Origin of the sequence: Actinoplanes lutulentus (genome assembly GCF_003259845.1) — a bacterium.
In the GTDB taxonomy this organism is placed as follows: Bacteria; Actinomycetota; Actinomycetes; order Mycobacteriales; family Micromonosporaceae; genus Actinoplanes; species Actinoplanes lutulentus.
In genome coordinates this window covers 363,281-383,695 of record NZ_QLMJ01000001.1, presented here as the reverse complement: position 1 = coordinate 383,695, position 20,415 = coordinate 363,281, and the positions used below count along the sequence as shown (strand labels likewise).

The 20,415-nt window shown below is 68.5% G+C and carries 21 protein-coding genes; 8 read left to right on the top strand and 13 right to left on the bottom strand.

The features are described 5' to 3' along the window. Positions 1–7: 7 nt before the first annotated feature. Positions 8–1,408 (bottom strand): basic amino acid/polyamine antiporter, encoded by a 1,401-nt coding sequence (locus tag B0I29_RS01555; RefSeq protein ID WP_111646978.1) that lies wholly within the window; start codon positions 1,406–1,408, stop codon positions 8–10. Between the two features lie 239 nt (positions 1,409–1,647). Here B0I29_RS01555 and B0I29_RS01550 point away from each other — a divergent pair, with 239 nt between their 5' ends. Further along, positions 1,648–2,127: an ASCH domain-containing protein gene (locus tag B0I29_RS01550; RefSeq protein ID WP_220091254.1), complete on the top strand. Its 480-nt coding sequence runs from the start codon at positions 1,648–1,650 to the stop codon at positions 2,125–2,127. A 24-nt stretch (positions 2,128–2,151) separates the two neighbouring features. On the opposite strand, the gene manD is transcribed toward B0I29_RS01550, so the two are convergent. From manD to B0I29_RS01510, 8 genes are all read right to left on the bottom strand, one after another. Beyond that, on the bottom strand, positions 2,152–3,360 hold the full coding sequence (gene manD, locus B0I29_RS01545; RefSeq protein ID WP_111646976.1) for a D-mannonate dehydratase ManD: 1,209 nt from the start codon (positions 3,358–3,360) through the stop codon (positions 2,152–2,154). Next, positions 3,357–4,190, bottom strand: a complete 834-nt coding sequence (locus tag B0I29_RS01540) for an ABC transporter permease (protein ID WP_111646975.1) — start codon at positions 4,188–4,190, stop codon at positions 3,357–3,359. Before B0I29_RS01540 ends, manD begins: the two co-directional genes overlap by 4 nt. Further along, positions 4,187–5,074: an ABC transporter permease gene (locus B0I29_RS01535; protein ID WP_111646974.1), complete on the bottom strand. Its 888-nt coding sequence runs from the start codon at positions 5,072–5,074 to the stop codon at positions 4,187–4,189. Before B0I29_RS01535 ends, B0I29_RS01540 begins: the two co-directional genes overlap by 4 nt. Beyond that, positions 5,071–6,117: an ABC transporter ATP-binding protein gene (locus tag B0I29_RS01530; RefSeq protein WP_111646973.1), complete on the bottom strand. Its 1,047-nt coding sequence runs from the start codon at positions 6,115–6,117 to the stop codon at positions 5,071–5,073. Before B0I29_RS01530 ends, B0I29_RS01535 begins: the two co-directional genes overlap by 4 nt. Next, positions 6,114–7,319, bottom strand: coding sequence for an ABC transporter substrate-binding protein (locus B0I29_RS01525; protein ID WP_111646972.1), 1,206 nt, complete (start codon positions 7,317–7,319; stop codon positions 6,114–6,116). The genes B0I29_RS01530 and B0I29_RS01525 overlap by 4 nt, the downstream gene beginning before the upstream one ends. 14 nt (positions 7,320–7,333) lie before the next feature. Further along, positions 7,334–8,320, bottom strand: a complete 987-nt coding sequence (locus tag B0I29_RS01520; RefSeq protein ID WP_111646971.1) for a LacI family DNA-binding transcriptional regulator — start codon at positions 8,318–8,320, stop codon at positions 7,334–7,336. Positions 8,321–8,400: 80 nt separating this feature from the next. Beyond that, entirely contained in the window at positions 8,401–9,387 is a 987-nt protein-coding gene (locus tag B0I29_RS01515) for a DUF1648 domain-containing protein (RefSeq protein ID WP_111646970.1), read from the bottom strand. Beyond that, positions 9,384–9,737, bottom strand: coding sequence for a GntR family transcriptional regulator (locus B0I29_RS01510; protein WP_111646969.1), 354 nt, complete (start codon positions 9,735–9,737; stop codon positions 9,384–9,386). Before B0I29_RS01510 ends, B0I29_RS01515 begins: the two co-directional genes overlap by 4 nt. A 351-nt stretch (positions 9,738–10,088) precedes the next feature. Between B0I29_RS01510 and B0I29_RS01505 the strand changes: the two genes are divergently transcribed. Both B0I29_RS01505 and B0I29_RS01500 read left to right on the top strand, forming a co-directional pair. After that, positions 10,089–11,021, top strand: coding sequence for a nucleotide-binding protein (locus B0I29_RS01505; protein WP_111646968.1), 933 nt, complete (start codon positions 10,089–10,091; stop codon positions 11,019–11,021). 12 nt (positions 11,022–11,033) lie between these two features. Further along, positions 11,034–11,696 (top strand): hypothetical protein, encoded by a 663-nt coding sequence (locus tag B0I29_RS01500; RefSeq protein ID WP_111646967.1) that lies wholly within the window; start codon positions 11,034–11,036, stop codon positions 11,694–11,696. Here the strand turns inward: B0I29_RS01500 and B0I29_RS01495 are convergent. Next, the gene (locus B0I29_RS01495; RefSeq protein WP_111646966.1) at positions 11,693–12,811 is read right to left on the bottom strand and encodes an acyl-CoA dehydrogenase family protein; all 1,119 of its coding nucleotides are present in this window, start codon (positions 12,809–12,811) and stop codon (positions 11,693–11,695) included. The two genes, B0I29_RS01500 and B0I29_RS01495, sit on opposite strands and share 4 nt — an antisense overlap. Before the next feature lie 93 nt (positions 12,812–12,904). Between B0I29_RS01495 and B0I29_RS01490 the strand changes: the two genes are divergently transcribed. Further along, a complete protein-coding gene (locus B0I29_RS01490; protein ID WP_111646965.1) occupies positions 12,905–14,356 on the top strand; it encodes an aldehyde dehydrogenase family protein in 1,452 nt (483 codons plus the stop codon). Positions 14,357–14,364: 8 nt separating this feature from the next. On the opposite strand, the gene B0I29_RS01485 is transcribed toward B0I29_RS01490, so the two are convergent. Continuing rightward, entirely contained in the window at positions 14,365–15,018 is a 654-nt protein-coding gene (locus B0I29_RS01485) for a GntR family transcriptional regulator (RefSeq protein WP_111646964.1), read from the bottom strand. Positions 15,019–15,058: 40 nt separating this feature from the next. Between B0I29_RS01485 and B0I29_RS01480 the strand changes: the two genes are divergently transcribed. Beyond that, positions 15,059–15,949: an oxygenase MpaB family protein gene (locus B0I29_RS01480; protein WP_111646963.1), complete on the top strand. Its 891-nt coding sequence runs from the start codon at positions 15,059–15,061 to the stop codon at positions 15,947–15,949. After that, entirely contained in the window at positions 15,942–16,586 is a 645-nt protein-coding gene (gene lepB / locus B0I29_RS01475) for a signal peptidase I (RefSeq protein WP_181557642.1), read from the top strand. Before B0I29_RS01480 ends, lepB begins: the two co-directional genes overlap by 8 nt. A 57-nt stretch (positions 16,587–16,643) precedes the next feature. Here lepB and B0I29_RS01470 read toward each other — a convergent pair whose 3' ends face one another. After that, a complete protein-coding gene (locus B0I29_RS01470; RefSeq protein WP_146616682.1) occupies positions 16,644–18,098 on the bottom strand; it encodes a DUF6114 domain-containing protein in 1,455 nt (484 codons plus the stop codon). Positions 18,099–18,111: 13 nt separating this feature from the next. Beyond that, complete coding sequence (locus B0I29_RS01465) at positions 18,112–18,714, bottom strand: DUF6230 family protein (protein ID WP_220091253.1); 603 nt, start codon at positions 18,712–18,714, stop codon at positions 18,112–18,114. A 105-nt stretch (positions 18,715–18,819) separates the two neighbouring features. Between B0I29_RS01465 and B0I29_RS01460 the strand changes: the two genes are divergently transcribed. Both B0I29_RS01460 and B0I29_RS01455 read left to right on the top strand, forming a co-directional pair. Further along, positions 18,820–19,692 carry an oxygenase MpaB family protein gene (locus B0I29_RS01460; RefSeq protein WP_111646960.1) on the top strand — a complete coding sequence of 291 codons (873 nt, stop codon included), beginning with the start codon at positions 18,820–18,822 and terminating at the stop codon, positions 19,690–19,692. Positions 19,693–19,704: 12 nt separating this feature from the next. Then, positions 19,705–20,412, top strand: a complete 708-nt coding sequence (locus B0I29_RS01455) for a TetR/AcrR family transcriptional regulator (protein WP_111646959.1) — start codon at positions 19,705–19,707, stop codon at positions 20,410–20,412. Positions 20,413–20,415 lie beyond the last annotated feature (3 nt).

The following is a 20,415-nucleotide window of genomic DNA, read 5'->3' as shown; positions in this document are numbered from 1 at the left end:
GTTTCGTTTAGATGGAGATCCAGCCGGCCGCCAGCGCCGTGATGCCGGCGATGGCCCCGATCACGGAGACGGCGAGGATGACGAGTTCCCGGCCGGAGAAGAGCTCCCGGCCCTGCTCGCGGCGTGCCTTGACGAACAGCAGCGTTGCCGGGGCGTAGATGATGAACGAGACGAGCAGGAACTTCGGCCCGGCCGCGACGAGCAGGAAGATCGTGTAGATCACGGCGAGCACGGCGATCACTTTCTCGCCTGATTTCTCGGCTATTTTCAGGGCGTAACCGGCGGCCAGCAGGAACGGGATCAGGCTCAGCGCACTGGTCAGGTCAAGCGCGAAGTTGAAGGCGTCCGACGAGAAATACGTGACGATCAGGACGATCTGCACCAGGATGCTGCTCAGCAGCAGGGCGTTGAACGGCACGTCACCGGTCCGGGTGCGCCCCAGGAACCGCGGCATGTCGTCGTCCTTCGCCGCGACGTACAGCACCTCGGCGGCCATCAGCGACCACGCCAGATAGGCACCGAGCACCGAGACGATCAGGCCGACGCTGACGAACGCCTTGCCCCATCCGCCTACGGCGGCTTCCAGAACCCCGCCCATCGAGGGCTGGCGGAGCTGCGCGATCTCGGTTGCCGGGAGGATTCCGTACGACACGATGGTGACCGACGCGAACACCGCGAACACGCTGAGAAACCCGAGGATCGTGGCCCGCCCGACGTCCTGGCGCCGCTGCGCGTGCCGTGAGTAGACACTCGCCCCCTCGACACCGAGGAACACGAACACGGTCACCAGCATCGTGCCCTTGACCTGCTCGAACAACGAGCCATAATCGGTGCCGCCGCGCAGATTGTCGGCGAAGACCGCAGGATCAAGAGCAAAAAGAGCCAGAAGAACAAAGACGATGATGGGTACGACTTTGGCGATCGTCACGATCCGGTTCAGCACTGCCGCGTCCTTGACACCGCGCTGCACCAGATAGAAGAAGAGCCAGATGCCGGCGGTGGAGCACAGCACCGACAGCAACGTGTCACCCTCACCGAACCCCGGTGCCACGGCCCCGATGGTCGACATGATCAGCACCCAGTACGTCACGTTGCCGACGCAGGCACTCGCCCAATATCCGAACGCCGAGAAGAACCCGAGATACTCGCCAAAACCCGCTTTCGCGTACGCGTAGACACCGGCATCGAGGTCAGGTTTGCGCATCGCCAGCGTTTGAAAGACGAACGCCAGCATCAACATGCCGGCCCCGGCGATCGTCCACGCGATCAGCGCCCCGACAACCCCGGTCTCCTCGGCGAACCGGCGCGGCAGCGAGAACACACCCGCGCCGACCATGCCACCCACGACCATCGAGGTCATCGTCAGCAGAGTCAGCTTCTGAGTGGTCGATGTCTGGGTAGCCGTCACAGCTCCGAACGCTAGATTCCCCCACCCCTGCGCTGACTCATCCCTTTCGGATGATTCCCCAGCCGCCGCTCTTGGCCGGCTGGATAGCCGTGTCCCGGGCACACGCAGGGCATCCGTGTGCTCCTGACGACGCGGGTTCGAGCATCCGTGTGCCCTCGTCCCGGTCACGGAAAGCGCCTGCCCGCACCGGTGCCGTGCTGGGACCGGCCCACCGAACGGGGTTTGGCAGGATGAGCGGCATGTCCGCACCCATCGATGTCGAGGCCGCCGCGAAGTTCTGGGCCGCCTCCGGCCTGACCGGCGAATACACCGTCGAACGCTTCGGCGACTCAGCAGCGATGGCCGACGCCCTGCTGGCCCTGGTGATTGAGGGCCGCAAGCGCGCGACAGCCTCCCTGACCCGGCAGTTCGAGGACGAGCCGCTGCCGAGGATCGGCGTGTACTGGATTGTCTGCGACGGCGCCGGCCGGCCGCGGGTGGTGCTGCGCACGGTGGAGCTACGGCTGGGCCCGTTCGCGACCGTGACCGACGAGTTCGCCCACGCCGAGGGCGAGAACGACCGAACCCGGGACGGCTGGATGGCAGCCCACCGCGAGTACTTCACCCGCGTCTGCGCGGCCGAGGGCACACCCTTCGACGAGGAGCAGGAGGAGACCCTCTTCGAGCGCTTCCAGGTCGTCTACCCGCCCGACCTGGCCGACCACGCTGAACGCGCCTAGCACCCACCGTGTCAGGGCAGACTCCTACCAGCTGTGCATCGTTCCGTCCTCCAGGCGGTTGATCGGCAGTGACGCCGGGCGATACGGATATCTCGCCGCCAGCTCCTCGTTGATGTCAACCCCGAGGCCGGGTTCCTCCGACGGATGCAGGTATCCGTCGGCGAAGTGGTAACCGTGCGGGAAGACCTCGTCGGTCTCCGGCGTGTGCCGCATGTACTCCTGCAGGCCGAAATTGGGGATCGCCACGTCCACGTGCAGCGCCGCCGCCATGCACACCGGGGACAGATCCGTGGCGCCGTGCGAGCCGCTGCGGACGTGGTACAGCGCCGCAAAATCGAAGATGCGGCGCAGGTGCGTTATCCCGCCGGCGTGCACGACCGTCGTCCTGATGTAGTCGATGAGCTGCGACGTGATCAACTCCTGGCAGTCCCAGATCGAGTTGAACACCTCGCCCACCGCGATCGGTGTCGTCGTGTGCTGCCGGATCAGCCGGAAGCCTTCCTGCAGCTCCGCCGGGACCGGGTCCTCGATCCAGGTCAGCGCATAGGGCTCCAGCGACTTCCCGAGCCGCGCCGCCTCGATCGGGGTGAGGCGGTGATGCACGTCGTGGAGCAGCTTCAGCGTCGGGCCGAACTCGGCGCGGACCTCGGCGAACACCTTCGGTACATGATCGAGATAGTGGGCCGTGGACCAGATGTTCTCGGTCGGCAACGCGGCATCGGCCGGCTCGTAGAACATCTTGTCCCCGCCGACGCCGTACGTCGACTCGAGGCCAGGGATGCCGGTCTGCACCCGGACAGCGCGGTACCCGAGCGCGACATACGACGAAATTTCCGACAGGACTGACTCGACGTCGTCGGCGTTCGCATGGCCGTAAACGGTCACGCCCTCACGGGACCGCCCGCCCAGCAACTGATAGACCGGCAGTCCGGCCGCCTTGCCTTTGATGTCCCACAAAGCCGTGTCGACCGCCGCGATGGCCGTCATCGTGACCGGACCCCGGCGCCAATACGCGCCCTTGTACAGAAACTGCCAGGTGTCCTCGATCCGCGACGGATCACGGCCGATCAGGGCCGGCACGACGTGGTCCTCCAGATAGGACGCGACGGCCAGTTCCCGGCCGTTCAGCGTGGCGTCACCGACTCCGGTGACACCCTCGTCGGTCACGATCTTCAGGGTCACGAAATTGCGGCCTGGGCAGGTGACGATCACCCGTGCTTCGACGATTCTCACTCCGGATCCTCCTTGACCCGTGCGACCAACTGGGTGGGATTGACGAACCGTAGAGCCACGACCAGCAGCGTCAGCATCATGACGCAGTAGATGACGGCCATCGCGTCCACTGACTGCTGTGCGCGGATGCCCGCCGCCGACATCGAGTAGAAGAGCGCCACGACGAGGGTCTGCGAATCCGGGCCGGCGGTCAGGAATGTCAGCTCGAACATGCCGACCGTGCGGACCACCACCAGGATCACCGACGCGAGAATGCCGGGAACCAGCAGCGGGGCGAGGATCCGATAGAAGACATGACGGGTACGCGCACCGCACATCCGCGCCGCCCGTTCCACCGCCGGGTCGATCTGCTCGATGAACGGCGTCATGGTGAGGATGACGAACGGGATCGACGGCACCAGATTGGCGAGCACGACGCCGGAGAGGTGACCCGCCAGGCCGTACTTGTAGAGCACCGTGGCGAGCGGGATGCCGTAGGTGATCGGGGGCATCAGGATCGGCAGCAGGAAGAGCAGATAAAGGAACCGGCTGCCGGGGAATCGACGCCGGGCCAGCACATAAGCGGCCGGCACCCCGACCAGCACCGAGATGCCGGCGACGAGCAGACAGACGATCAGCGTCACGGTGAGAACCGGTAACAGGGTGAATTCGTCCCACGCCTGGCCGTACCAATCGGTGGTGTACGCCTCGGGCAGCCACGAGTCGAACCAGCGCAGCCCGAACGAATTGACCACGACCGAACCGATGATGCCGGTCAGGAAGACGAAGAAGACGATGACCGTGCCCCACACGAGCCAGGCGGCGGGCGAGGCGACAATGGAGCGCCTCATCCTTTCCCTCCCGCGGTCGAGCCGGTGTAGAGCAGGCCCCGCAACCCGAGCACGATCGCGATGACGACGAGTTCGACGGCGCCCATGATGATCGCGGCGGCCGAGGCGCCGGCATAGTCGTATCGGACGTAGGCCGCCTCATAGGCCGCGATCGAGATGACCCGGGTGCTGCCGGACGGATCGCCGACCAGGATCGCCGACGGAAAGACGCTGAACGCGAGCACGAACGTCAGGCAGAACGTGGTGGCCAGCCCCGGCGCCAGCAGCGGAAGGGTGATCCGGAAGAACCGCTGGCGCCATCCGGCGCCGAGCGTCGCCGCCGCGCGTTCCAGGCTCGGATCAATGCCGGACAGGTACGACAGAACGAGCAGAAAAGCGAACGGGAAGCCCGTGATGACGAGCGAGAAGAACACGCCCCAGTAATTGTTGGTGAGCCGCACCGGGGCGTCGGTCAGCCCCGTCGTCACGAGGAACCGGTTGAACCATCCAGCCGGCCCGAGAAAGTTGAGCAGGCCCTCGGCGGTCAGCACGGTCCCGAGCGTGATCGGCACGACGAGAATCGTGGTGAGCAGCCGTTTGCCGCGGAACCGCCCGCGCATCCGATAAGCGATCGGCACCGACGCGACGACGTTGAGCAGCGCCGCCGGCAGCGCGATCGCGAGTGTCGTCCCGATCGTGTCCCGCTGGTACGCGTCAGCGAAGAACGCCTGGTAAGCCGCGAGCAATCCACCCTCGGCGGGCTGCAGCGACACCGCGATCCCGTACGCGAACGGATAGACGAAAAGTGCCACCACGAACACCGTGGCCGGCACGAGCAGCAGCATCTGCCGGTCCACGCCGCGTTCGGCGAGCCGGTGCCGGATCGCGACGGTCGTGGCCGTCATGACGCTTCCGCGGGAAAGAGGAGGAGCCGGTCCGGCGGAAAACCCACTCGCACCTTGTCGCCGACGGAAAGCCGTGTGCCGGTACGCAGATGCAACATCAGCCCGTCGTCGGTGCGCGCCTCGACGGTGAATTCGCGGCCCTGGTATTCGACGACATCCACTGTCGCCTCCCGATCGCCGTCGAGACGGATGTCCTCGGGACGGATCGCCGCCACCACCGGATCGCCGTCGTTCACCGACCCGACCGGGGTCCCTTTCACGCGTACCCCGGAAGGCTCCAGAAGGAGGGAGGCGCCGCTGGAAGCGCGCCCCGGCAGGAGATTGCGATAGCCCATGAAATCGGCGACGTGCCGATTGGCGGGGCGGGTGTGCACCTCTTCCGGTGTGCCGATCTGCTGGACCCGGCCGTCGCGGAGCACCACGAGGCGATCGGAGAGGGAAAGGGCCTCCTCCTGATCGTGGGTGACATACACGGTGGTGAGGCCGAGTGATTGGTGCAGGCGGCGGATCTCGGTACGCATCTCCAGGCGCAGTTTCGCGTCCAGATTGGAGAGCGGTTCGTCCATCAGGACCAGCGACGGTTCGATGACGACGGCGCGGGCGATGGCGACGCGTTGCTGCTGCCCGCCGGAGAGCTGGCCGGGCAGTTTCGTCGCGTGTTCCTCAAGATGCACGAGGCGAATCGCGTCGGTGGTGCGGCGGCGTGTCTCGGCGCGGGTCACGCCGTGCATCTGCAGGCCGAAGGACACATTCTTCTGGACGGACATGTGCGGGAAGAGGGCGTAGTTCTGGAAGACCATTCCGAAACCGCGTCGCTCCGGTGGCAGCGTGTCCAGCCGGACGTCGTCGCGCCAGATGCTGCCGGCGGTGAGCGGCAGCAGACCGGCCAGGCAGTTCAGCGCTGTCGACTTGCCGCAGCCGGAGGGGCCCAGCAGGGCGATGAACTCGCCCCGCTGGATCTCCAAACTGAGTTCGCTCAGCGCGTCGACGCCGGCGAACTGCCTGGTCACGCCGTCCAGGCGCAGCCGCTCGAAACGTGTCACTTCTTGACCTTCGAACCGCCGATTTCACGGTCCCAGCGGTCGAACGCTGCGACCAGGGATTTGGCGTCGAGCGGCACTTCGAGGGGATTGTTCGCGATGAGATCGGTGTATTCCGGCCGCCCGAATTCGGCGATGGCCTGCTGACTGTCCTGCGGCGCCATCGTCAGCGGCACACCCTTGATCGCCGGGCCGGGGAAGAAATAGCCCTTGTCATATGCCTTGGCCTGCTGTTCCGGGGTCAGCATCCAGGTGAGAAGGGACAGCACGGCGGCCTGCTTGTCGGTCGAGACCCCCTTGGGTACGACGGCGTAATGCGCGTCGGTGACCCAGTGGAACCCTTCCAGCGTGCCGATCTTCGCCTCTTTCGGGACGGTGCCGAGCACGCGCGGGTTGATGTCCCAGCCGGTTGTCGACAGGATGATTTTCGCTGAGCCATTGGCCAGGTTCTTCATCGTCTCGCTGGTGCTGGACGGGTACAGGGTGATCTGCGCGTCGAGCTCTTTCAGGAACGCCCAGGTCTTGTCCCAGCCGCCCTCCGGGTCCTTCGGGTCGCTGTCACCGAGCAGGTACGGCAGTCCCATCAGGAACGTGCGGCCCGGCCCGGAGTTCGACGGGCGGGCGTATTGGACGGCGCCCGGGTTGGCCTTCGCGAAATCGAGCAGTTCCTGCGCGTTCTTCGGCGGGTTCGGCACCTTGCCCGGCAGGTATTCGATGAGCGGCCCGGACGGGTAATAGGTGACGGTCACGCCGTTGTCGCCGGCGAGTTCCTGCATGGCGGCGGCACCCGGCAGATAAGCCGCCATGCCGGTCAGCCGGCTCGCGTGCGTCGGCAGCAGCGGTAACCAGAGTCCCTGATCGATTCCGGCCGCGAGGCCGTCGACACCGGTCAGCACCAGGTCGATGTCGACCCGGTTGGCGTCCTGCTGTGCCTTGATCTTGCCGACCAGCTCGGGAGCGGTGGCCTTGGTGTAGGTGACCTTCTCGACGATGTCGGCGTTCTTCGCCACGAAGTCGTCGATCATGCCCTGGGTGAGCTGGAGGTTCCCGGCGACGTCCAGGACGTTCAGGGTCACCGCCTTCGTGGGTTTGTCCGGTACGGGTCCGTCGGCGCCCGTGGTTCCCCCGCCGGATTCCGGTGGGCTGCACGCGGCCAGAGATAACGTGATGATCGCAGCGAGACTGAGAGTGACCTTTCCTTTCATGGCCTTCTCCTGTGTCAGAGGTGTGCGGGCCCGGTGGAGGCCCGCACGATGAGCTGAGTAGGCGTTCGTTTGTGCACCGGCTTGCGGCCTTCGTCGTCCTTGAGCAGGTCAAGGAACAGATCGACCCCCGTGCGGCCGATCTGTTCCTTGGCGATCGCGACCGTGGTCAGCGCGGGCGTGACCAGGCCGGCGAGCAGGATGTCGTCGAAACCGACGACGCTGATCCGTTCCGGCACCGCGATTTCCCGCGCCCGGAACCGGTTGAGCAGACCGAGGGCGACCAGGTCGTTGTAGGCGATCACAGCGGTGACCGGCGACGCGGCCACCAGGTCGGCGACGGCAGCGCCGCCGTCGACCGTCGGCGCCACGTTGCCGGCCTCGATCAACTCCATGTCGTACGTGCTGGTGGCCGACCGAAGCCCGCGCAGCCGGTCACGGTTCGACCAGGACGTGCGGGGCCCGGCCACGTACGCGACCCGGCGGTGCCCCAGAGCGTGCAGATGCCCGATCGCCTGGCGCATGCCGTCCGCGCTGTCCGCGGTCACCGAGGGGAACGGGGTGACCCGCCGGTTCAGCACCACGATCGGGGTGTGGCCGGCGAACGCGCGCAACTCCTCGTCGCCGGCCCGGGGTGAGCAGAGCAGGAACCCGTCGACCTGCTTGGCGAGCGCCCGGATCAGCGGGACCTCAAGCGCCGGGTCCTCGTCGGTGTCGCTGAGGAAGACGGCGTAGTCGAACCGCCGGGCCTGGGTCTGAATCGCCTTCACCACGCTGGGGAAGAACGGGTTCGCCAGGTCCGGCAGCACCACGCCGATGTTCGCGGTCCGGCCGGTGATCAGGCCGCGGGCCGCGCGGTTCGGGTAGTACCCGAGGTCGCTCGCGGCCCGCTCGACCCGCTCGCGGGTCTCCGGCCTGACCTGCTCCGGTTTCGCCAGGGCCCGGCAGACCGAGGACGCGGAGACACCGGCGAGCCGGGCCACGTCCTTGATGGTCGCCGCCATGGCGGACCCCCCTGATCATTTACAACGATCGATCGGTGGGGTCAGTCTGGAATCGTTTTCAGGAAATTGTCAAGACGTTGTCAGTTGGTGCTGTTCGCCCGCAAACCGTTGATCAGAGCGGCCGGTGTGCGCGGGTCGTCGAGGGTCACTGCGAACCGGCGGCCGTCGCGCAGCTGGAGCACCAGACCCGGCCCGCCGCGCAGGACGAGAGCGCTGCTCCTCGCCTTCACCCGGTAACCCCAGCCACCCCACTCGATCGGATTGATCTCGGCGACCTCGGCACCGGTGATCTCGTCGAGCGCGATCCGCTTGAACGCGAACCCGCCGATCGCGCTGGTCAGGCGCAGACCTCGCCGATCCGCGGTCACCCGCACCCGGCCGAGCGCGAACGCGGCGATCACCGGCACGAGCACCACGAACCAGAGACCCGGCTGCATGATCGCTGCGGCCAGCGCCACGCCGGCGGCCGACACCGCCATCGCGGTCATCATGATCGGCGACCGCAGGGTGGTACTCCACGCCGCGCGCTCGGTCGGGCCGAGATCGAGCGCGTCCACCGGCTCCTGCGCGGGCACGTCGATCCGAGGCGCGCGCCCGGCGATCAGCCACACCACCAGCCCCCAGGCCAGGCCGATCGCGAGATAGCCGAAACGCCAGCCCAGGCGCGGGTCACCCGAGTCGGCCAGCGTCGCGGTCGCGGTGGCAACCCAGACGCCGGTCGCGGCTCCGGCGACAGCGCCGGCTCCGATCACCGTGGTACGCCCAGCGGCGATCCGCCGCACGTACCGCGCCAGGTCGTCCGCGCTCTTCCCGCCTGCTGGTTCGTTCGCGGCCCTGAACGCCGGCGCCGCCACGGCAGCCGCCACCAGTGCGGCCACGCCGGCCAGCACTCCGGCGATCAGCGTGCCGACCCAGAACCCGGTCGCCGGGCTGAACCCGTTGGCCGCTCCCGAACCGTTCCAATGTGTGGCGATCCGGTCCGGCAGATCACTCAGCCAGGTCCCGGTCGCCGCCGTCACTGCCACCGGCAGCCACACCGCCGCCGCAGCGGCCCACAGTCGTCTCACGGTCGCGCCCCCTTCACGATTTCCAACATCTCTGTCTCGCCGAGACCCTGTTTCCGGGCCTCTCGCACGAACTGCCGCGCCAGCTCGGCCAGCCGCAGCCGGGCCGCGTCGGCGTCACCGCGCACCACCGCACCCCGGCCCCGGCGCAGCTCGATCAACTCCTCGTCGCGAAGCCGGCCATAGGCCCGCAACACGGTGTGCAGGTTGACGTCGAGCACCTCGGCCAGCTCCCGGGCGGCGGGCAGCCGCTCACCGGCGGCCAGCTCGCCACGCATGATCCCGCCACGCACCTGAGCAGCGATCTGATCAGCAAGCGGCTCAGAAGCCGCCACGTCCACGCGGAACAACATGTTTGCATACTACTATAACAATCTCGTTCTTCGATACCTCGAATCACACCGCGGCGGCGGGCGCTGCAAGGGCGGCGGGGGCGGCGGGGGCGAGGTGCGGCGTGGCAGTGGGCGTGGCGAGGCGGAGTGGTGGCAGGGCGAGGTAGTGCGATTCGCGGGCCACACCCCACTGCGGGTGTGACCACACCCGCAGTGGGTGTGGCCCCAAAAAAGGGCCCCAAAAGGGTTGTCGCCCTGAGTGCTCCGATGCGGCGAGCGGGGTGCCGGGGCATCGTCGTATGTCGACGCCACGATGAGTGGATCCGGTCGAAGGTGGTTGCGGCGGCGGATCCCGCTACTACTCTGTTGAAAATGAAAATCGCTTTTACGGGTAAGGGTGGCAGTGGCAAGAGCACCCTCGCCGCCCTCTTCGTCGGGCATTTGCGGGCCACCGGGCAGCGTGTTCTCGCGATCGACGCGGACGTCAACGTGCACCTCGCGCCGCTGCTCGGCGTGGTCGCGGGTGCCGAGACCGCGTTGTCGCACCCGGACAACGTGCGCCGGGTGCGTTCTCATCTGCTCGGCAGCAATCCCCGGGTCGCCGGCGTCGAGCACTTCGTGGCGACCACGCCGCCGGGGCCGGGTTCGCACCTGGTCACCCTCGACGAGACGGATCCTGTCCTCGCCGGGCACGCCACCCGGCTGGACGACGCGGCGCATGTCCTGCACGTCGGTACCTATGAGGCGAAGGACATCGGCTCCGGGTGCTACCACGGGCACCTGGCGATCCTGGAGAACCTGCTCTCGCACGTCAGCCTCCAGGCAGAGGACTGGGTGGTCTGCGACATGGTGGCCGGCACTGATGCGTTCGCGAATTCGCTGCACGCCCAGTTCGACGTGATCGTGGTGGTGGCCGAGCCGACGCCCGAGTCGTTGTCGGTGGCGCGACGCTATCGGGAGCTGGCCGAGGCGGCCGGGGTCGGTGACGTGGTCGCGGTGGTGGGCAACAAGGTCGCCGACGACACCGACCGGGATTATCTCGCCCGGGAGCTGGGTGGCGAGCCACTCGCGACGCTGACCAACCAGGCCGGTCTGCGGCGGGCCCGGCAGTCGGGTGTGCCGCCCCGGCCCGCGGATCTCGACGACGACGGGGCGCTCACGGCGATCGCCGCGCACGCCCGTGGCCGGGAGATGTCCGGGGAACGGCGGGATGCTTTGATGCGTACCCTCCATCTGCGAATGGCGCAGAAAGGGTGGGTGCGCAGCGCCCACGGTGACGTCAGCACGCAGCTGGCGGAGGTTTGACAGGATCAAGCGGTGAAGATCTGGGGTGTGGCGCGGATCCTGCTCGTCCTGCTGTGGATCGCCGGCGCCGCATCGACCTGGTGGACCGCCCCGCGTGAGGTGAGTTACGAGCGGGCCCTCGCCGCGGTGAGCAGCGGCGAGGTGCGCGCCTATCAGTGGGGCAATGGCTGGGACGGCAGCGAACGCTGGTTCGAGGCCAAGACGCTGACCTCGAGAGGCGATGCCGCGCCGTATTTCGTGTGGCGGACCAGCGATCAGCGGGTGTACTGGACCGACACCACGCTCGCCGCCGTCGATCAGGAATCCGTGATCGTCGACGGCATCCCGCACGGCGGCGGCGCGGCGCCCATCGCCCGGCAGCTCACCCAGCAGGAACAGGCGACCGTGCTGAACCCCTGGAGCGGCTGGCTCCAGGGGATCAGCCTCGTGCTGGCGCTGACCTCGCTCATCGTGGTGATCAGCGGACCGGCGCCGGTGCGGGGGACTCGGTGGTACTGGTTCTGGATGGTGGCGCTTATTCCGTACGGAATCGGTCTGGTCTTCTGGCTCTTCCGTGATCGTCCGTGGGCGAGCGCCGAGCCGGATCCGGCGAAGGAGCGGGATCGCGGCTGGTTCGGCGTCGTCACCGCGATCCTGGCCAACTTGGTGATCGCGCTGGCCCTGCTGCCTTTCTAGAGGCCGTACGTCTTGCCGATGATGTCGCGCTGGATCTCGCTGGTCCCGCCGTAGATCGTCGACACGAGGGTGGCGCGGACGTGCCGTTCCATGTCGTATTCGGTCGCGTACCCGTACCCGCCCATCATCTGCATGCCCGCGAGGGCGACCTCGCGGGCGACCTCGGTGGTCTTGAGTTTGACCATCGAGCTCTCCCGGGGCAGTACCCGGGACGGATCGCGGTCGACCAGCTCGGCGGTGCGGCGGACCAGCAGGCGGCAGCACTCGATCTCGGTGGCCAGGTCGGCGATCCGGTGCCGGAGCACCTGGAACGTGCCGATCGGGCGGCCGAACTGCTTGCGCTCCTTGATGTACGCGAGCGTGTCGTCGAACGCGCGCTGTGCGGTGCCGAGCATCAGGCCGGCGAGGATGAGCCGTTCCACGTTGAGGCCGGCCATCAGCTGCCACCAGCCCTTGCCGGCCGTGCCGACCACCGCGTCGGCCGGCACCCGGCAATCGGTGAAGTAGAGGTCGTTGACCTCCTTGCCGCCCATCGTGTCGATGCCGCTGATCCGCAGGCCGGGAGTGTCGGCCGGCACGAGCAGCATGGTCAGCCCGTCGTGGTCGCCGGGCGCGCCGCCGGTCCGGGCGACCAGCAGGATCGCGTCGGCGAAGTGCGCGTTGGAGATCCAGGTCTTCTGCCCGTTGATCACGTAGCCGTCGTCGTCGGCGACCGCCCGGCAGGACAGGTTGGCGACGTCGGAGCCGGCTTCCGGTTCGGACATGGCGATCGAGTACGAGCGGCCGCCGGTGAACCCGCCGAGCACTGTCTTCTTCTGCTCCTCGGACCCGGACCTGGCGACCGCGGCGGCCACGATCGCGGACACCGGGAAGCCGCCGACCGGGAGTAGCCCGTACCCGATCTGTTCGAGAAAGAGAACGGTGCCGGTCATGCTCTCGACGGCGCCCTCGATCCAGCCGAGGTCGGCCATCTGCTGGTAGGTGCCTTGGTGATGGGCGTGGCGGCCGCCGTCGGTGAGCGCGTCGCGCTGCTCCCGGGTGCCGGCCTGGCGTTTCGCGAACTCGGCGACCGCCTCCGTGAAGGCGCGTTGCTCGTCGGTCAGATCGATAGCCATGTCAATCTCTCCCGAAGATTCATGCAGGTAGCGACGGGTATTGACAGTGAACGTAACATATCAAATATCAAATCTGCGGTCGGAGGCACAACGATGGCCACCCTGCGTTCCTTGAATCCCGCAACAGCCGAGGTGCTGGGGGAGTACGAGATCGCCGACGCGAAAACGGTTGAGGAAGCCGTCGCCGAGGCCCGGATCGCCGCGGGGTGGTGGGCCGGTCTTCCGGCCGACGCCCGGCGTGATCGGTTGCTCAAATGGAAGCGCGCGATCGCCGCCGGATCCGACGAGCTCGCGACCCTGATCCACGACGAGACCGGCAAACCGTTCGGCGACGCGCTGCTCGAGGTGATGCTCGCCGTCGAGCACCTGGACTGGGCAGCGCACAACGCCGGCAAGGTGCTGCGCCGCCGCCGGGTCAGCAGCGGCACCCTTGCCGCCGACCAGGCCGCGGCTCTGGAGTATCGGCCGCTCGGTGTGATCGGCGTGATCGGCCCATGGAACTACCCCGTCTACACGCCACTCGGCTCGGTCTCCTATGCGCTCGCCGCCGGCAACGCGGTGGTCTTCAAACCCAGTGAGCACACGCCGGGCGTCGGCGTCTGGCTCGCCCAGGCGTGGGCCACGGCCGTGCCCGAGCACCCGGTGCTCCAGGTCGTCGTGGGTGACGGGACAACCGGCGCGGCCCTGGTCGACGCGGCCCCCGACAAGATCGCGTTCACCGGATCGGCGGCCACCGCGCGGCTGGTCATGGCGGCCTGCGCGCGGACGCTCACGCCGATCGTGGTGGAGGGCGGCGGCAAGGACGCGATGATCGTCGCGGCCGACGCGGACCTCGACGTGGCCGCCCGGGCCGCTGCCTTCGGTGGTTTCGGCAACGCCGGGCAGACCTGCGCCGGCGTCGAGCGGGTCTATGTGGAGCGGCCCGTCTACCAGGACTTCCTCCAGCGCCTGGCGGCTCTCGCCGGGAACGTGAAGACCGATGCCTACGGTCCGATGACCACTCCGGAGCAGCCCGAGATCGTCCGCGCGCACGTCACCGACGCCTTGGCGGCCGGCGGGCGTGCCGTGGTCGGTGGTGTCGAGTCGATCCGCGAGCCCTATGTGACGCCGGTGCTGCTCGCCGAGGTGCCGGAGGAGAGCGCGGCGGTGACCGAGGAGACGTTCGGCCCGACACTCGTGGTCAACCCGGTCGCCGATCTGGCGGAGGCGGTGCGGCTCACCAACGCGTCGAAGTACGGCCTGGCCGCCTCGATTTTTTCCGCCGACACGAAACGAGCCGCCGCGCTCGCCCGGCAGATCAGGACCGGCGCTGTCTCGATCAATTCGGTGCTCGGGTTCGCCGGGGTGCCGTCACTGCCGTTCGGCGGGGTGGGTGACTCCGGGTTCGGCCGGATCCACGGCGCGGACGGGCTGCGCGAGTTCAGCCGGTCGCAGGCGGTGACGTGGCGCCGGTTCGCGCCACTGATCGACCTGATGCGGCTGGACCGGGACCCGGTGGCGCTGGAACGGGCCCGCAAGCTGTTCCGGTTCCGTCACGCCCGATGATCCGGTTTTTACTCCCAGAGGCCGAGGTCGTCCAGGTGCTTCACCAGCAGCTGGGCGCCGTCGGTGAAATGCCTGGTCATCACGGTCCGGGCGGCAGCGCCGTCGGCCGAGCCGAACGCCACGAGCAGCGCCTCGTGATCCTCGACCATGCCGGCCCGCCACCCCGGGTCGGCCGCGTAGAACCGGGCCGGTGTGTACCGCGTCGCCGTGTGCAGGAACCAGCTCAGCTTCCGGGCATCCGCGATCAGGTTGATCGCCCGGTGGAACTCGAACTCGAGCCGCTCGATCTCATCGGTGCGCTTGGCGCGGGCCAGCGCCTTGTTCTTCAGCGTGATCTCGGCCAGCTGCGGCCCGGTGATCCGCTCCGCGACCCGGCCGGCAAGCTCGGCGGCGATGTCGCCCTGCAGCTGGAAGACATCGAGCACGTCCTGTTTCGACAGGGGCGAGACCACGTACCCTTTGCGGGGTTCGAGCTCGACCATGTCCTCACCGCGCAGCGTCAGCAGGGCCTCGCGCACCGGAGTGATGCTGACGCCGAGCTGCGCGGCGACCTCTTCGAGGCGGATCCGGGCGCCGGGGCGCAGGTCACCCGACATGATCCGGCCGCGCAGGGTGGCAGCGACCTCCTCCGACAATTGGGGCCGCTCAGAAGGAATCACCACGGCGTGACGGTATCAAATATCAAATCTGGAGGCGCGTGACATGACCCACCGTTACGAGAACGCCAAACGCATCGCCGCCCTCGACCCCGAACGCGACCACTTGGAGATCTATCAGATCTCGTCCGGCCTCGACTTCCCGTGGGATTACACCCGGGCCCTGGAATTCGCGCTGTTCCGCACGTACTGCGTACCGAGCATCTCCGGCCTGCTCGCTGCCACCGGCGAATTCCGCGACCGGCCGCAGAAGCGATACGACGACACCGCTCTGCTGATGGCCGAGATCGCCGCGCACGGATACGACTCGCCGCGCGGCAAAGAGGCGCTCAAGGTGGTCAACCGGGCGCACGGGCGCTATGCGATCAGCAACGACGACATGCTTTACGTGCTCTCCACCTTCGTCTACGACCCGCTCGACTGGCTCGACCGGTACGGCTGGCGGCCGCTGCACGTCAACGAACGCCTCGGGGCATTCTTCTATTACAGCGAGGTCGGCCGCCGGATGGGCATCCGCGACATCCCGGCCGGTTTTGATGCCTTCAAGGCGTTCAAGGCCGCTTATGAAGAAAAGAACTTCGTCTACTCCGGCACGAATCGGAAAATCGGCGAGTACACCGTCGAACTCTTCGCCGGCTGGTTCCCGCCATTCCTGCGCCCGGCCGCGCGCCTCGGCGTCCGCGGCATGCTCGACGAGCGGATGCTGAGCGCGTTCGGCTTCAAGCCCGCGCCGCGCTGGGTGCCCGCGCTCGCCGCCGCGAGCCTCAAGGCCCGAGCCGCCGGCGTACGCCTGCTCCCACCGCGCCGCACCAGCAGACTCGCCGTCGAGCCGGGCAACCGCACGTACCCCGGCTATCCGGACGGCGTCAACATCTCCGACCTGGGCCCGCCGCCCGCACCGGCCGATCTGGCCGCCGAGCACCTGCGTCGTGGTTGACCGCCTGCGCGGCTTCTGCCTGGCAGCGGGCCTGATCCTGCTGCTGGGCGGCGCGGGCCTCTTCCTGATCCGATACCGGGTCTACGCGGTACCCACCAGCTCGATGACCCCGGCCCTGCTGCCCGGCGACCGCATCATCGTCGACACCTGGTCCCGCGACGCCGCTCCCGGAGACGTGGTCCTGGCACTGGTCACTGGGGAGTCCGAGCGGGTGGTCAAGCGCGTCACCGCGACCGCCGGCACCACGGTGACCTGCTGCGACACCTCCGGGCGCCTGCTGGTCGGCAACGTCACCCTTCCCGGCTCCGCCCGCCCCGGAGACAACCCCTTTTCGGTACGCGTAACCGAAGGCCACCTGTTCCTGACCGGCGACAACCCCGTGGTTTCGAGGGATTCCCGGAGCGCCGCCTCGACGGGCCCGACCGACGGAACCGTGCCATCGTCCGCGGTCCTGGGCCGGGTGGCCGGGGTGGTTTTTCCGGCGGCCCGAGCTCACGTGTTGCCGGATCGGGCCGCACCCACCTTGCGCGCCGTGCTGCTCTCCCTCACCGCGGGCCTGGCGCTGACAGTCGCCGCCGCGCTCCTGTCCCTAGCCCTGGCCGCCCACAGGCGAGTCCGCCGAAGCGTGTCGATTTAGGGTCCCGCTCGCACCCGAAGTCGACACGCGCGCGGCTCCGGAGGGTCTTGGCGGGTTTCAGGGGGCGGTTCTGCGGCGCTGGGTGTGGGCTTCGGCGGAGAGGTCGGTGCTGCGTACGGTGCCGGCTCGGATGAAGACCTGGCCCGCTTTCACGTCGTCGCCGGAGAAGAGCGGGAGCTTCAACTCCAGCGGGAGCCAGGTGGGGATCAGGTCCGCGCTCAACTCGATCGGCAGTAGCGGGATGTCGAGGTAGGGGACCGTGATCAGGCCGCCCAGGTAGGTGGCGTAGATGTCCACGTCGTCGATGTCCAGGTCGACGGTCAGGCCCAGGCGGGAGCCGGAGTCCATCGTGGAGATGCTGTAGTTGTCGGCCTTCAGGTTGTCGGCGTGGAAGACGAGGGCCTTGATCCGGCCGCCGTCGGCGGTGGGCAGGTGGACGCTTCCGCGGAAGGTGAAGCCGGTGGCCAGCAGTTTGTCCGCACTCACCTCGGAGACGTTCTCGCCGTATCTGATCTCGACCAGGTCGCCGGGATTCTCCATCCGGGGAGGCGGGGTGACACCGGACGCGGACGGGCTCGCACTCGGGCTCGCACTCGGGCTCGCGCTGCTTGAAGGGGGCGCCGAGGCTGATCCGGACGCTGCGGGGCTTCCTGCGGGACTCTCCGGAGCAGGCGTCCCAGGACTGGGGGTCGGGGTGGGTGCCGGCGTGGCGGTGGCTGAAGCCGAGGCCGAGGCCGGCGGGCTGGTTACGCCGCTCGGGATGACGCCCGGGCTGGGACTGAGGCTGGGGTCGGCCGACGGGCAGGCGAGCCAGAGCCATTCCGGAATCCACCACGGCCGGGTCGCGCCCGGCACCGGCACACAGGTCGGCTGCGCCTCGGTCCGTACGGTGGCGGCCTGGGCCGGGTGGTTCTCGATCACGGTGGGCACGGCTGCGACGGCCAGGATTGGCAGGAGGATCGCCAGGAAGCCGGGGCGGTGCCGGTGAGGTTCGGGTTCCGGTTCTTCCGGAGATGCGGTCGCAGGCCGCAGCGCCGGCGCTGCGGCCTCCGGTTCGAGGCTCGGGTCGTCGGTCTTGGGTGTCTCCTCCGGGTGGGGGTGCCAGCCGAAGGCCATGGCGGAGCCGAGCAGGGCCAGCAGGGCACCTGCTCCCAGGCCGCCCAGGTTGGAGGTGACCACCGAGACCAGGGCGCAGATCGTGCTGACCACCGCCACGAATGCTCGCTGCGCCGGGGCGAACCAGAGGAACAGGCAGCTCACCACGAGGATGGCGCCGATCGCGGCGCCGGAGACGGCGGCCATGCCGACGCGGATCATGATGGGTAACGGGGCGAGCGGGACCAGCAGGATGATCGCGCCGCCGGCGCCCACCGCGGCGCCGCCCCAGAACGGGCGGGAGCGGCGCCAGTGCCGGAACGCGTGGCGGGCACGTGCGGCGGGCAGGCGTTCATCCGACCAGGTGCCGATTTCGCGGATGACCGCCCGCACCGCGCTTGCCAGAGCTCTCAGCACGAGGCCGGCCCGGTTAGAAGCACTCGTGGACGCCGGCGGTGACGCTCACTTCGAGATCACCGGAGAGCGTCAGGGTGCCGCCGTTCGCCGACCAGGCGGTGCTCTGCACGGCATCGGTGGAGAGCGAACCGGCCTGGAGGCCGAAGCGTCCCGCCGGTCCCTGGACGCCGGGCACCCGGTTCAGCGTGGAGGCGTCCCGGCCGGCTTCCACGTTCTTGACCACGCCACCGGCGCTGAGCAGGGCCTCGGCGTCGGCGACCACGTTCGTGCCGGTGATCGGTTCCTGCTTGCCGCCGAGAACCTTGAGCGACACGTTGCCGACGACCGGGATGTCCACCACGGCCGACGTGCAGACGTCGGTGAGGCTGGCCTCCTTCACGCCGGCCAGCATCACCGGGTGGTTGGCCCCGTCGACGCTCTGCACGGTGTCCAGATAAGCGGCCACGTCGGTTCCCTCGACGCTGGACGCGCTGACCTTGAAGGCTTGGCCGGACACCCCGAATGAGGCTGCCAGGGCACCCTCGGCGATGCCGACGGTGATGCCACCCAACGCGAACACCGACGGCACGAACAGCCATGCCGCCCGGCCCCAGTGGGTACGCCCTTCTGCGAGCATCGATCCTCCTAAATTGGCGAGATACGGGGATACTAGTGCTGTATCTCTGTATTGCAAGGCGGTAAAATCGCTATTGTCAATTGATGAAGCGGAAGGGGTCTGAACATGGGCGTGCGACGTGGTTCAGTGGCGTGGAGGTACTTCGGCGACGCGCGCAACATGCTGCTCGGGCCGCAGATCCTGGTGCTCCAGGTGGCGCATCCGGTCGTCGGCGCCGGGGTGCTGGAGCATTCGAACTATCGCGACGACCCGTGGCGGCGGCTCGTGCGCACCTTCTTCTCGCTCTCCACGATCGTGTACGGCGGTGAGCGCGGCGCCGCCTCCGAGTCGGCCCGGCTGCGCGAGCTGCACCGCGAGATCAAAGGGGTGGACGCGGCCGGCCGGCGGTACCACGCGCTGAACCCGGAGGCGTACCTCTGGGTGCACGCCACGCCGGTGCAGGGTGGTGTCGAGGCGCACCGGGTCTTCGGCAAGCCGCTCACGCCTGAGCAGATCGAGGAGTATTACGCGGACATGCGTGAGGTCGGCCTCGTGCTCGGCCTGCGCGAGCAGCACCTGCCGGTGGACTGGGCAGCGTTCCAGGACTATTACGCGCATGGGCTGGTGACGCGGCTCGAGGACAACCAGGCCGTCCGTGACGTGATCGAGAGCGTCCACCGGCTGAAGAAGCCGTTCCGCTGGATTCCGGGCCCGCTCTGGTGGCCGATCGCCGTTGTCGCCGGCCGGATCGCCGGCCTGGTCACCGTCGGCACGCTGCCCCCGCTGCTGCGCGAGCGGTTCGGCATGACCTGGACGCCGGGTCAGGAGCGCAGGCTGCGTCGCTTCACCCGCCTGGTGCGCGTACTGATGGCGCTGGTGATCCCGCCGCTGCGGATCGCCGGCGCGGTGGCCGCCGCGGCATGGACGGTCCGGGCCAGTGAGCTGGACAAAGGGCAGAAGCCGGGCGGGGCGGCTCTGCCGGCCGGCGCCGGCCAGTAGGATCGGGCGCCGATGAGCACATCGCCGGAGCCGTTGCTGAGCAGGGCGTTCCAGGAGGCCGCGCGCCGCGCCCGGACGCCGGAGAACCACGACGACCCGGGCAGCGGCGAAAGCCCAGGCCAGCCCGACGATCCGTACCGCGAGCGCATTCTGGTCGCCGCCGCTGAGCAATTCCGTACGCTCGGGATCCGCCGCTCCAGCATGGACGACGTGGCGCGACGGGCCGGTGTCTCCCGGATCACCGTGTACCGCCGGTTCGCCGCGAAGACCGCGCTCGTCGACGAGCTGCTGTTGCGGGAGCTGCGGGATTACGTCGCCGAGTTCCGGCGGGTCGTGGGGGAGCAGACCACCGGCGAGGGCCGCCTCGTCGAGGGTTTCGTGGCGTCGCTGCGAGCCGCCCGGGGCAACCGCCTGGTCTCCGGGCTGCTCGTGGCCGATCCGGAGACCGTCGTCCCGCTGATGACCACGGAGGGCGGCCCGGTCCTCGGGGCGGTACGCGATTTCGTGGCCGGCCAGCTGCGCCACGACCAGGACGACGGCCTGATCCCGGCCACCGTGGACACCGGCCTGGTCGCCGAGGTGGTGGCACGGCTCGCCCTGAGTTTCTTCGTCACCCCGGAAAGCCGTGTGGACGTGGATGACGATGATCAGTTGCGGTCGTTTGCGCGTACCGTATTGGGGCCTCTCGTCGCGCCGACCGGCGCGAGCGACACGCGCTAGAGC

Excerpts from the sequence above, each read along its gene's own strand:
- B0I29_RS01550 (WP_220091254.1), top strand. The coding sequence starts at position 1,648 with ATGTCCGCACCCATCGATGTCGAGGCCGCCGCGAAGTTCTGGGCCGCC.
- B0I29_RS01540 (WP_111646975.1), bottom strand. The coding sequence starts at position 4,190 with ATGAGGCGCTCCATTGTCGCCTCGCCCGCCGCCTGGCTCGTGTGGGGC.
- B0I29_RS01535 (WP_111646974.1), bottom strand. The coding sequence starts at position 5,074 with ATGACGGCCACGACCGTCGCGATCCGGCACCGGCTCGCCGAACGCGGC.
- B0I29_RS01525 (WP_111646972.1), bottom strand. The coding sequence starts at position 7,319 with ATGAAAGGAAAGGTCACTCTCAGTCTCGCTGCGATCATCACGTTATCT.
- B0I29_RS01520 (WP_111646971.1), bottom strand. The coding sequence starts at position 8,320 with ATGGCGGCGACCATCAAGGACGTGGCCCGGCTCGCCGGTGTCTCCGCG.
- B0I29_RS01510 (WP_111646969.1), bottom strand. The coding sequence starts at position 9,737 with ATGTTGTTCCGCGTGGACGTGGCGGCTTCTGAGCCGCTTGCTGATCAG.
- B0I29_RS01505 (WP_111646968.1), top strand. The coding sequence starts at position 10,089 with ATGAAAATCGCTTTTACGGGTAAGGGTGGCAGTGGCAAGAGCACCCTC.
- B0I29_RS01495 (WP_111646966.1), bottom strand. The coding sequence starts at position 12,811 with ATGGCTATCGATCTGACCGACGAGCAACGCGCCTTCACGGAGGCGGTC.
- B0I29_RS01490 (WP_111646965.1), top strand. The coding sequence starts at position 12,905 with ATGGCCACCCTGCGTTCCTTGAATCCCGCAACAGCCGAGGTGCTGGGG.
- B0I29_RS01480 (WP_111646963.1), top strand. The coding sequence starts at position 15,059 with ATGACCCACCGTTACGAGAACGCCAAACGCATCGCCGCCCTCGACCCC.
- B0I29_RS01465 (WP_220091253.1), bottom strand. The coding sequence starts at position 18,714 with ATGCTCGCAGAAGGGCGTACCCACTGGGGCCGGGCGGCATGGCTGTTC.
- B0I29_RS01460 (WP_111646960.1), top strand. The coding sequence starts at position 18,820 with ATGGGCGTGCGACGTGGTTCAGTGGCGTGGAGGTACTTCGGCGACGCG.
- B0I29_RS01455 (WP_111646959.1), top strand. The coding sequence starts at position 19,705 with ATGAGCACATCGCCGGAGCCGTTGCTGAGCAGGGCGTTCCAGGAGGCC.